The organism is Nostoc sp. (genome assembly GCF_035638895.1).
Taxonomy (GTDB): domain Bacteria; phylum Cyanobacteriota; class Cyanobacteriia; order Cyanobacteriales; family Nostocaceae; genus Nostoc.
This window is the reverse complement of sequence record NZ_DASQZC010000409.1, coordinates 1-12,196: the sequence shown is the minus strand read 5'-3', so window position 1 is coordinate 12,196 and position 12,196 is coordinate 1. Positions and strand designations below refer to the sequence as shown.

At 37.6% G+C, this 12,196-nt stretch carries 12 protein-coding genes; 3 read left to right on the top strand and 9 right to left on the bottom strand.

What is annotated here, in order from left to right:
- The first annotated feature begins 263 nt into the window (after positions 1-263).
- On the top strand, positions 264-665 hold the full coding sequence (locus tag VE944_RS20255; protein WP_324980942.1) for a hypothetical protein: 402 nt from the start codon (positions 264-266) through the stop codon (positions 663-665).
- Between the two features lie 41 nt (positions 666-706).
- Here VE944_RS20255 and VE944_RS20250 read toward each other — a convergent pair whose 3' ends face one another.
- From VE944_RS20250 to VE944_RS20220, 7 genes are all read right to left on the bottom strand, one after another.
- Complete coding sequence (locus VE944_RS20250; protein WP_324980940.1) at positions 707-898, bottom strand: hypothetical protein; 192 nt, start codon at positions 896-898, stop codon at positions 707-709.
- Between the two features lie 144 nt (positions 899-1,042).
- Positions 1,043-1,450, bottom strand: a complete 408-nt coding sequence (locus VE944_RS20245; RefSeq protein ID WP_324980937.1) for an RICIN domain-containing protein — start codon at positions 1,448-1,450, stop codon at positions 1,043-1,045.
- Positions 1,451-1,755: 305 nt separating this feature from the next.
- Positions 1,756-3,189, bottom strand: coding sequence for a hypothetical protein (locus VE944_RS20240; protein WP_324980934.1), 1,434 nt, complete (start codon positions 3,187-3,189; stop codon positions 1,756-1,758).
- Between the two features lie 4 nt (positions 3,190-3,193).
- Positions 3,194-3,772, bottom strand: coding sequence for a hypothetical protein (locus VE944_RS20235; protein WP_324980931.1), 579 nt, complete (start codon positions 3,770-3,772; stop codon positions 3,194-3,196).
- Between the two features lie 56 nt (positions 3,773-3,828).
- Positions 3,829-4,485, bottom strand: a complete 657-nt coding sequence (locus VE944_RS20230) for a hypothetical protein (protein WP_324980928.1) — start codon at positions 4,483-4,485, stop codon at positions 3,829-3,831.
- A gap of 205 nt (positions 4,486-4,690) precedes the next feature.
- Positions 4,691-5,446, bottom strand: coding sequence for a hypothetical protein (locus VE944_RS20225; protein ID WP_324980925.1), 756 nt, complete (start codon positions 5,444-5,446; stop codon positions 4,691-4,693).
- 10 nt (positions 5,447-5,456) lie between these two features.
- A complete protein-coding gene (locus tag VE944_RS20220; RefSeq protein WP_324980923.1) occupies positions 5,457-5,963 on the bottom strand; it encodes a hypothetical protein in 507 nt (168 codons plus the stop codon).
- Between the two features lie 167 nt (positions 5,964-6,130).
- Between VE944_RS20220 and VE944_RS20215 the strand changes: the two genes are divergently transcribed.
- Positions 6,131-6,295, top strand: a complete 165-nt coding sequence (locus VE944_RS20215; protein WP_324980920.1) for a ribbon-helix-helix domain-containing protein — start codon at positions 6,131-6,133, stop codon at positions 6,293-6,295.
- A gap of 435 nt (positions 6,296-6,730) precedes the next feature.
- Positions 6,731-8,932, top strand: coding sequence for an AAA family ATPase (locus tag VE944_RS20210; protein WP_324980917.1), 2,202 nt, complete (start codon positions 6,731-6,733; stop codon positions 8,930-8,932).
- Positions 8,933-9,063: 131 nt separating this feature from the next.
- On the opposite strand, the gene VE944_RS20205 is transcribed toward VE944_RS20210, so the two are convergent.
- On the bottom strand, positions 9,064-10,578 hold the full coding sequence (locus VE944_RS20205; RefSeq protein WP_324980914.1) for a hypothetical protein: 1,515 nt from the start codon (positions 10,576-10,578) through the stop codon (positions 9,064-9,066).
- A gap of 68 nt (positions 10,579-10,646) precedes the next feature.
- Positions 10,647-12,116, bottom strand: coding sequence for a recombinase family protein (locus tag VE944_RS20200; protein WP_324980911.1), 1,470 nt, complete (start codon positions 12,114-12,116; stop codon positions 10,647-10,649).
- Positions 12,117-12,196 lie beyond the last annotated feature (80 nt).

The window sequence follows — 12,196 nt, the reverse complement described above, 5'->3', positions numbered from 1 at the left end:
AAGAAGTTATTGCGAAGACTTGTCAATTGATAAATACGTTCATCTTGGGCCAATGCTAAATAGGGTGCGATTGCATGATCGCACAGCGCCTTTTTATGATCGCCGTCGTTGTCGAGTCAGTTACTGAAGATTAAACTTTTTACCGAAAGTTTCTCACGAACTGAGGGCGATAAGCACGGATATGGGCATTATTGATCAATCCAGTTACATAACCGTCCGGCTGGGCTGGATTGATTAATAATGCCTAATTAAACGTTCATCCTATGAAAAAAGTTTTTATAGCTCTGCTGGTTGCGTTGCTGGTTGGTTGTTCAGGAAATGCCCGAACACAACAAAAGTCCTCTACAAAGGCGAATGAAACAATTGATTATCCAAGAGCTTTGGCATTAAAGGATGGGAAAAAGCAACCAGAGGAGATTGATGTTTACAGGCAGGAGTTTGAGAACTTAAAAAAACCGTGTCTTGAGAATGACGAGACTTTGACTGGCATGGTCTACGCATTTACCAAAAAAGCCAAGGCATCTGGTGACGAGTCGTCTACAAATCTTGATACCATGCAATCTTTTGCTCAAAGCGCAGAAAGCGGCTTTGAGCGTAAGCCGGCACTTTGCATCCAGGTTTATCAGATGTACGTCGAAAGCTTGCAAGAAGGATCTGGCAAATAAGAAATCTGCTTGTGTGGATTTTCAAGTGAAGGCGGAAAAAACTACTCAAGACGATTAGAATCTTTTTGCACATTAATTTGCAATTGAATACCATCCGTCCCAAGCCTAAACTGGATATCTCCAGGGTACTTAAATGCAATAGCACTTGTAGCAACAATACCAGCAACTAAAAAAGCTGTTACAAAGACTTGATTTACCAGTAAGTCTTTTGAGGAAAGGTTTTTGAAAGGCATACTTTTTGGGCCACGTTGGGGGGAAAAGCTTTGCTGACAATGATTTGAAGGTAATAATGCCAAACCTCGTTTTTGCTATTCCCCCTTTTCGAGGGGACATACAAAAAACCCCATGCTCATTTCATCCCTAAAATCGCTACATCACTAAATATTCTCAGGGATAAATTGCCAAGTTTGGCATGCACCATTGTCAGGAGCATTTACAAAACTAAACAAACGTACCTGATTTGTGCAGAAGTTAGCATCTAAGTATTTTCCATTATATTTTAATTGGATTCGATAATAGCCATCATCGGTAGGAACAAGTCGCCATAGTTGGCATGCACCGTTTACAAAACTAAACAAACGTACCTGATCTGTGCAGAAGTTAGCATCCAAGTATGTTCCATTATTTTTTAATTTGATTCGATAGTATTGTTGTGAAGATGGCTGTGCTAATGCTCCCATCGGTATTGAGTGAGTCATTGCTGGTAGAGTTAAACTAACTACTGATCCAACAATAGCTAACAAAAAACTTTCTAGTCTTAATCTTTTTACTGATAAGCCTTTCATAGTTTTATCCTTTTACTTAAGTTTCAAGTTCAAGTATTCCAAGTTTTTCGTTATGATGCTGTTTCTGATTTATACACTCACATTACCAACTACAACAAATTCATTATTTTCTAATTTACAAAAAGTTATATAGTTTAGTTTTTAATATTCTTAGAAAGAATATTTTTTAATTTATTATTGAATGTAATAGCTAGCTAAAAACATTCTACTTACCGTTTCTTTGATTGATGTATTTGCGGTGTGTATAGGGCTTATGACTTACTAAACCTTAGAAGCCATAAACAAAAAGTACGAACGCACTTAAGTTAATCATCAAACTTTATAGGTTTGCCGTTGAAGTGACCGTAGATAATTTCCGGTCTGAGCCACCCAGGTAAACTAATTTTATGTTCTTCCAATTCGTTGCCATCATTGTCCACTAGCCCTTCAAGTATGCCTTTAAACAATGGTTTCCCTTGTGGCGTAGTCTTCAAGTTTAATCTGTAGGTTTGAGTCTTTATCGGTTCACTCATCCCGGTGCAGCCCCCCAAGCAATCCTGAGTTAGGTTGTGGCTAATCAATATGCAATGCTCATTTCTCTTCCGTGGGGTGGCGATAACGAACGGGACTACATTCTGTGCATTATCAAATTGTCCTTTAGCATTAGTCAACTCATCCCATATTGAAACAATTGGTTTATCTTTTAATGTCCGAACTTTTGACCTATCTATTGCAGCAATAAACCCCTCATTATAAGATTCCCAATCAATTCCCTGTCCATAAATACTAGGCTCCATCGGAACTAGAAATTTCCAGGAATCATTTTTATTTTGGTCAAAGTCGATATCACAAATTGACTCAACCTTAGCATCAATCAAATAATGCTTGAGAAGGGCAATAGCGGCAGCTGTATAACTCTTGTAGCTGCCAGCCTTACCGTGAATGATAATTGCAGTGAATGATTCAACTAGATACCATAGCCACCCACCCTCATAATTCTCCAGTGCGTCAATTAAACTATTCTTCAGTTGTTCATTCGCTGGTACTTGGTCAGCTACCTTAGTATCAACAAGTTTATTTATTTTATCTAATTTCTTTATCGCTTCGGCGGCTGCCAGTTTGTTCTCAGCAATAGTTTTGTCAATATGGCTATCATTTAAATCGAACTGCTTAACTGTAGAAGTATGGCTACGGTCATGGACTTCTGCTTGCTTAACTAATCTGTCTTGTACAGCGTCTATTGATATCTGCCCACTTTTTACCCGTTGGGTGTCCCACGATTGATTTATGGCAGTAGCTTTAAACTCTCTCTCGTTCCTGGCTGATACAGTTGTTAATTTAAAATAGCTTTTTAAATCTTCTAGTTGTTTAAATTTATCGTCATAGTCTATCTGGCACTTATTAGCCCACGACAAATAAGCACTACCAGCCAGCACAGGAGCCAATAAAAGCCAAACACCTCCAGAATTATCACCTTTAAACTCTTGAATAGAAAAGGTTTGTTTCGATAATGGGATGGCTGCTTTATATTGTTCGCTCTCCCACACTTCCTTTAACAATCTACGGCGGTATCTGCAATATTTGAGGTCTAAATTGGTTTGTGATTTTTGGGCATAGGGAAAATTCTTGTTAGCTGTCTGGGGACAAAATTTTACCGTTACTTGGTCGAAACTAAATTCATTAATTTGACCTAAATAAAAAGCCGATGCCAGTGAACCAACTACACCAAAAGCGGCCATACTAGGTAAAATCTTTTTCATGCCTTTAGTTTTTACCTTTTACAACATAAACAACTACCGCAACTGCTGAAGCTCCAATTACAAAACCTTTTATCGCTTCGTCTTGTTGTTTTCTTGAGTAGCTATTAAACTCTTCAATCGCATTATTTAAGGTATTATAAGTTGTTTTTGAGTCATGTAACATGACTATAAAATTTCCGACAGAACTCCAAACAACAAAGCCGCTTGCTAGTATTCCAAAAATAAATCTAAATAATTTATCCATCCCTGTTAATTCCCACTGTCCCTCTTTCCTATTCAAATTAAAAGTATCTAAGCAATCACGATTTACAATCTGATTAACTACGAATGCAATTGAAATTGCAAGACTGATGCCACTAGAACCAAGGTTCAGAACAAGCCACTTACAAAGAGAATAACTACTAATGCCCCAAAAAAAAGTCTCTAAACCTCGCAAGATAGAATCATTTTTGGCTATCTTATTGTTAACTATCTCTTTCCATTCGTTGATTTGTTCAATCTGGTCAGGCGTAAAACTATCATCTTGTTCTACTGGATAATTATTTTTTACTTCTTCAGTAGAATCGTCAAGAATTTGTTGCATAATAAAACCACGATTTACATTTTTATCCCCCTGGTGACTCAGGGGGATTTTTTTGATTAGCTGAAGAAATCTCTTATACTATCCCACATCTTTTTCAGTGGATTGGTAACATATTGTTTGTGGGGAATTAAGCTTAAATCCTTTTGGCTACCATGTTCCAAGATGTGCTGAATCTTCTTATTTTCATAGTCTTCATCAGCTTTCAGTTGAGCCAAGAATGGCTTATTGGAGATGCCTTCTTGCTGTATTCGAGCATCAACGTCTTTCATCTGAGAATCAACCCAGGCTTGCAATCTAATCACATCCATTTGGTCTTCATGTCTGATACTCTCAGCTTCCAAAGAAACAAATAGCTTCTCTTTATACTCTTCCAGTAAATTATTAAATTTGGTATTTTCTAAAGTTACGTCGGATGCTGATTTATCAATCGCTAATGCCCCTTTGCTGCCTGCCTTGTATAGTTCAGCGAGTGTCTGGTTGTATTGTGTGTTGCCTTGAATATAGGTTTTTAGATGCTCCTTAATAGTGGGCATTACTAATACTAACCTCTCACCAAGTTTGCCCATATCGGCTATTTGGGTAAGTGATTTTTCATCCCCTAGTGCAGCTTGAACAATTAACTTATTAGAAATGCCAAACTTTTCATTCGTGGCACGGCTGATATTCTTCCCGTATCCCGTTACATGGTCTTTGATGTACTTAGCTTTAACCATTTAGCATTTCTCCAATGGTACAGATAATGGACAATAATCAATTAGTTTCTTCTCTCTCAAGCGTTCCTCTACATTAACTGGCAGGTTATGATATTGCAGGGCTTGAAATATTCCGGTTGACGCGAATAGTAGGGATGATAATATAATTGCTCCTACAAAGCTTGTTGACGCATCCTCGAAAGGATTAAAGGAAGCATTTAGTGCATTATCCTGCTTTATCGGCAGGGATTGTAAGCCTTGATAAAATACTTTTGATTTGGCTTTTGTTTCGTGTAGCTACCGCCTCCATCTCACTGCCTAGCTTTATTAATCTGTTAGATAAATGTTGTGAATTATCATTGAATTTCTGCTCTGCATACTCAACTACAGCATCTAAAGCATTATCGATTTTCTGGGTATTCAAGCTAGTTTTGTGATTAATATAAGCAACTAATGCTGATTGGATACCATCAAGTAAATCATCTAGACTTTCACCACAATGCTCGATACTATCAGCAATTAAGTTAATTTCCTTGTCACTTAGTGTTATGCCTAGCTCTTGAGATTTTTGTATTGTGAGCGCTCGTTTATCGGCATCCGAATAATCAATTTCATCAGATGCGATCGCATCTTCATTAGTGTCCTCTGACAAAGATACATAGTTTACTTCCTCGCCCTCTATTTCCTGCTGTGCATATATTTCAGCCTCTTGATGGTGGATTAAAGTTGCAGGTGTAGGAGATGTGAACGCACCTGCCTCTTGCTGGCTGTAAACATTTTTGTTTACATTGTTTACAGTTTGTATTTGACTACCACGGTAAGATTCTAAGATTTCTACTCCAGCTATGATTTGTTCAGTAGTCACATCATCTAAATCAACAATTTCTAGATGTTCTGCTGCTTTTAAATAGTCAGCTTTGATAAAACCTGTTAACCCCTTTTTGTTTAGACGTGATTTGACATTATTGTAAAATTTGGTCATGTTTTAAATCCTACTTAGCTACAAGTACATCAATAGTTTGGATTGCTTTATCTACTCGTTTCCTTTCACGAGATTTTAGACATTTAGTAGCCTGGAAAGCTACTAATGCTAAATCGGCTGTTGAGTATTTCTTTTCATGCCTATAAGGTATTCCTGCATTTACAAACCAGTTGTAGCGAGAACTACGGGATACTTGGGATAAATCTAACTTTTGCGCTAAATCAGCAAGAAATTCTGCACAACTAAGGTAATTTTTTTGCTGGTAGTAATGTTGAAATAAATCCCAGCATTCAGAAAACGAATCGTTGTTTATTCGGAAATTTCTGTGAGATTTTTTTAGATTAGCTATTGACCTAACAATTAATTCAGCATTGCTATTTTCTACAGAAAATTTCAAATACTCTTTTAACTGTGCAGTTAGCCGATACCAAAAAATATCACTGACAGGTTTTTGATATGTTGCTTCAAAAATTCGCTTTAAATTACGGTACTTCCTGCAATAAGCTTTGGTTGCCATGTCAATAAATTGGATGCCTCCATTCCCTTGAAATGCTCTGCTTACAATGTTAGCATTTTAGAACCGATTAGAACCATTCTGGAGAAAACAGAACCATGAATTTTTTGAACCAGACGGTGTAACGGATTAGACTGGTTCTAATATATTCATGTAGGTTCATCGCAAACATGACATCCGACCAATACAAGGGTAAGAGGATCACCATTACATTCCCGACTGAACTTTATGAAAAAGTTAACGCATCTGCAAAGGAAGACAACAGAAGCTTTAGCCAGCAAACAGTCTGGCTAGTTACCCAAGCATTTAAGTTAATGGAGGGCAAACAAACTTAAGCATAAGGTAATAAAAGATACTTATCATTCAAGTCTAGGTTCTAAGCTATGCTGTTTCCCTTGATTCCAGTTTTTGGGATATGCCAGCAAGATTGAAATGATTGTTCTGCCTTCTGGCAAAATGCCTAATCATCTCCGTAGCGACGGCTAGAACCTCTACTAAACAAGCAAAGTACCAACTAAGAGGTGTATGGACAATGGTTTACATCAATATATATCCCCCTTGTATCCTCCTTGCTTGGCAATGCTTCCTCCCCCAAGCTTGATCGCGCTTTGTCGTTAAATAGTACACAAAAAAAAGCAACCCCCAAGATTCGCTGTCGCCAAACTTAGAATCTCAGGAGTCTCAAATAATATCTTCTGTTATCGTAACTTGTTTTTTTTAACATAACAAGTGAGGTAATAGGGGTTGCTGCAAAATACTCAGGAAGAATTATGCAGCAATTGAACTCAAATAATACAACCTCATTCCCACTTAAATCAGTAGCAAATATTGAGCCTTTATTACCTACGCTTTGGGTGACAAACATTATCACAGCTAGGTCATTCAAGCCACTATTTACCATAAGATGCTTATCATCAAGCAATCAAGGGATTAGCAAGGGAAATCATTACATAATTGCGGATAAAGCCACCTCAGAGGCTGATATCAAGGCTGTAGGCTGGATGGTGCAGCAGGCCAGAGGCGATTGCTTTGTACATAGGATTAATTTACCTCTAGATTGCCTGGTATCGGATGCAACCGCAGTCAGGGAGCTAACACAAGAGATTTTTGAGTTTGCATTGCCCTTTGCTGATTGGATAGAAATTGCTGACGAACGGAAGCTTAAAAAACGTGAGGCGCTAGCGATCGCTAAAGTTGCGCTCGCACTCTTGCCAGAGAATGAGCAAGATATTGAATTAGACCAACTTGGCGAGAGATGCGGTGCTAGTGATTGGGAATGGCGTAAGAAGTGTGAGAAGTTAGCCAGCCAAGCTCAATCTCAACAAACTAACCAAGATAAACTCAGGCTTGAGCTTCAGGCACTGGCTAAAGAGGCAGACCCAATTGCAAAAGCATTCATTAAGCAAAAGTTAGCTGAGTCTTACAGAATCAGGCTTTCAGAAATTGACAACTTACTCAAGCATATAAGTGAACAGGGGAGGATACAGGAAGTAAAATGCTACTCCCTAGATGAACTGCTTGATTTGAATTTACCGGGTGTCGATTACGTAATCCCCGGTATGTTGCCACAAGGTGAAACTATTCTCTTAGTTGCTGATCCCAAAAGTGGTAAATCTCTTGTTGCTTATGATGCTGCTTTTGCTGTAGCGACAGGGGAGGATACTTTTCTGGGTGAAAAATGCAAGCAAGGCAAGGTTTTGATAATTCAGTGTGATGAAAGCCCTACTACTGCTAGAGGTCGATTGCTCAAGCGCGGTTTTAGACGTGAAGATGCCTCTAATGTTGAATTCATGGATTCTTTCAATATCACTCAATTGCACCTATTAGAAGCCAAATTAGAGGCATTTAGACCAACGTTAGTAATAATTGATAGCCTCAAAAGAATAACAGTAGGTAGCCAGCTATCTGAGAATAGCGCTGAGTTTGCGGATAACATTTATCGGCTGAAGGAAATTATTTCTAGGTACAACGCAAGCGGTATTTTAATTCACCATACCAATAAGAATATAGATGCTGTAGGCGTTGGAAGAGTGCGCGGTAATAGTTCGATAGCAGGTGCTACCTGGGGTATTTGGAGCTTAGAGCATATCCCAGAACCAGATCCAAATAATCCTAAGAGATTTAGAGTTAACCCAAAGTCATTGACCAGAATTTTCAATATATTGGCGCGGGATACAGAAGGACAAACATTAAAGATTGAGTTAGACCCAGAGATTAATCATTGGGTATCACTTGGTCAAGACGGGATAACACCAGAGCAAAAGCAGTCTGAGAAGTCACAGCAAGAGAGGATCGTTGAGTTACTGCAATCTTATTCACCCAAAGGGCTAGAGGCTAGTGAGATTAGCCAGCACTTAGGAATAGCCAAAAAATCCATTTACACACAACTTAACCGACTGGTTGAAAAGCGTATTATTGGCACTCGACCAAGTGCAACCGACAGGAGAAGGTCAGTATATTATGTAACACAATCAGAAAATGATAACCCCCCCTCTCTCCCCCTCTATGTACCGGATGTTATCCAATCTGCTGAAATCAATACTAGACAATGCTTTCAGAGTTCAATAACAGATTCACAACAAATAGATAACAGATACATAACAGATCCGCGCTTAAGCGAGAGTGTTATTGAGAATTCTCTATGCCCTGTAAGCATTTCAGAGATAGATAACAACATACAACAGACACAGGGGGGGGGAGGGGTAAAAACAATTTCTGAATTGTTACCTGAAACACCAGTACACTCGGTAACTCAGCCAGAATTCATGGAAGGGGATAAAATAACATTCCATGAGGGGGATAACAAATGGAAGCCAGGAACCATAGCCAAAGTAGTTTATATGGATGCTTACTTTGTGAGTGCTGAGATTAGCTACTTTGCCTTTAAGAAAAACAGAGTATTCACTTTGTACCGTGCTGATTGGATGAGGCTAGCTGGTAGGGTGAATGGCCAATCAAGAAAAAACCAGTAGCGCGATCGCAATGATTAAGGGTTTTTTGTAGAGTGCGATCGCAGTTTCATCTCTCAAACTTAATTTCATACTAAAACTTAAGTTTTGGAGAATGCTAATCCTGACAAACTGGTGAAAAATCCAAAATCCACTTAAAAATAATCATTTGGATTATTGTAGTGCTTAATATAAGTAAGTCCAACCCGACGAGCAACAGACGGCCAACCACCATTACTGGCGATTGCAGCAATTAAATCAGTGCGTCCAATTTCAGTTAGTTGTTCATGGGTAGGCATCAGCTTAGGAATACCAAGCTGCTCCACAACTTGTAAAAGTTCATTTTTGAAATTATCTATATCCTTCCAATAATCACGTTGCTTGCGATTATAAGACAATTCTAATCCCAAGCGTTTAGCCACCTCTGGAAACCCGCCATGTAAATTCATTGCCGCAGCTAAAGCTCTTTCTCCCGCCTCTTCTAAATCCTGCTTAGTAGGCATAATCCCAGGAGAACTATGTTTAGTAATAAAATCCAAAAGATGTTTTTCCACATTGGTAAAATCAGACCAATAACCAGCCCGTTTCTTCTTGAATTTCAGTCCTAATTGTTCAGCCACAGACTGAAACCCACCATGATGCTTGGATATAGCTTTTGATAAGTCTAAACGTCCCAACTGCTTCAGCTGTTCTGCCATTGGCATCATACCCAACTGACCACGTTGTTGATTAATATCCAAAATTTCCTGTTTCACATTTTCAAAATCCTTCCAATAACCAGAATGTTTCCTTTTCTGTTTGAGTGGTGCAAGGGCTATGGTTGACTGACTTAGTTGACTATTCTCCATAGTTTCTGTCCAATTGTTCTGCTTGTTTAGACCATGTTTTCTAATCCATGAACGAATTGTACCCTGTTTGATTTGAGTAATTAATTCAATTTCTTTAGGAGTTTTTCCTTCTCTATAAAAGTTTAAGCATTCCTCAATTTTTGTTTGTGAATAATGTTTTTGACCTCTACCAATTTTTGCTTGATTAATCCAACTCCGAATAGTAATTCGATTCATTCCCATCTGTTCGTGAATTTGTTCAGATGATAGCCCTTCTTCATACAGACTTAAGCATTTCTGTTTAATTTCATCAGAGTATTTCTTCGGTCTGGATAGATTAGCGTGCATCGCCCAATCAGTAACAGTATCAGCAGATACACCTGTTTCATTTTCAATTTGTCGAGGTGTACAGTGATCAGCGTACATTTTTAAGCAAGTTTGTTTGAGTTCTTCCGAATACTGTGCTGAACGTCCTGCAATAACACCAAATTCTCGGAGCCAATTTCTTAATACTCGACGGCTAGGAACACCAACTAAATTTTGAATGTCATTGATAAAATAGCCAGCATTGTACATTTCTAAACATTTTTGCTTGACTTCATCTGAATAAGGATCTAGAGATTGTGGTGGTGGAATCTCAGCACAAAGCTCTCCTGGTTTTTTGTAAAGTTTCCTTTGTGTGAGTAGTCCTAAATTTTTGTAATAAGGGCAATTCCAACACTCTTTCAATTCACCAGGCTCGTGACAATTACAATCAGAGCGCCAGATGGGAATAATTTCAGCTTCAGCTTTACTAAAGCGTTCTGCTGCTTCTCGAAATATATCAAAAGTGGATATGAACATTGCTTTCTCAATTTTAAATTAATTAATTTTTATTATTTAAGCCGTTGGGCAAAGATTTAATGCTTACCTTAAAGCTTTAAAACTACCATTATATTTTCAGCATCTATAAAAACTTTATCTACAAAAATTTCGTAAAATCTTTCTCTAGCTTCCTCAGTCAACGTATACCAAAAATTAATTTTTCTAGCTTGAGGTAAGAGAAGCATTTCTTGGAATATCGTCTTGTTATTATTTCTTTCTTGCTTAATTTCTTGACGTAATTTATGAGCTATAATTAGCAGTTCCTCATCGTCTTCAAAATCTGGAATATTTTCAATAGATTTAAGCCTTTTTTCTAAACGAATTAACTTATCAGACTTTAAAGAATTATGATCATTATTTGTAGAAGCAAGGAGATGAGCGCGATTCCATAAAGCCGAAATAATTGCCTGCTCAATCTTAGATATACGGGTACTTTTATTGTTTTCACAGCATATATTTGCGTGCTGGCAACCATAGTATTTATATTTACCACCCGCCTTAAGAGTACATCTAGATTTACATTTATTACAAAATATCAAACCAGTTAAATAAAATGTGGCATCTGTTTGACCAAACTTTTTGCTATTAGATTCTATAATGACTTCTATTTCTTGATATTCCTCATCTGTCAATAATCTATATTGTGGGTGAGTATCTAGATGAATTTCCCATTCATCTGGTGTTTTATGCTTACCTCTACCTTTAGTTTTCAAATAAGCAGTATGACCACGTAGAACAGGATTTCGTAACCATTCTTTGAGTCCCCTACTAGTACTGAAAAGGGCTAAACCTGGTTTTAAAGTTGGGTTATCTAACTTTTCTAAAGAATATCTTTCATGTATTTTACTTAAAACTTTTCTATATTTACTATACCTACAAAAATATTCCAAAACTTCAAGAGCGATATCTTTTTTGCTTTGACCCATTAAACATTCGGAATTGGGAGTAGATTCGTTATATTCTAAATAATTTTCAGGTCGGTCTAACAGTGAGCAAATAATTGGTTGTTCACTCAGAAAATATCTATTGTTAACAATTTCGTAAAATAAGGGTGCTCTGCTAGCTGCTAATAGTTGTTTTCTCCGGTGTGCATGGCCATGTTTAACTCTTTCACGCAACATATTTCTTTCATAAGCGGCAAACAAGACTTGTAAATCGGCACTAAGTTCACCTGCTGCCGTATTAAAATCCTGTTGTCCTTGGTCAAGTAGAATCACTTGAACATTATTATCTTGAATTATTTTCTTAAAAACAGGGAAATCATTTTGGTTTCGAGTTAACCTATCCCAACGTGTAGCTTTGATAGTACTAATTTTACCTGAAATAATATCGTTTATTAACCTTTGAAAATTAGGTCGTTGAGAATTAGCACCAGACTCGATATCGGAATAAATTTCATCAACTCCATCTTGCTTGATTCTTCCCATCTGTTGATTAAGTGCAGTTCCCTCCGCCTGTTCATCAGTAGAAACACGTATATATCCAGCAATTATTCCTTTTTTATTTGGCTCTAGCATATTTCTTCTCTTTAAATAATACTAGAACTATTGTACTATAATTGGTATAGATTTGTGGATACCTCTTTGAAATAACATCC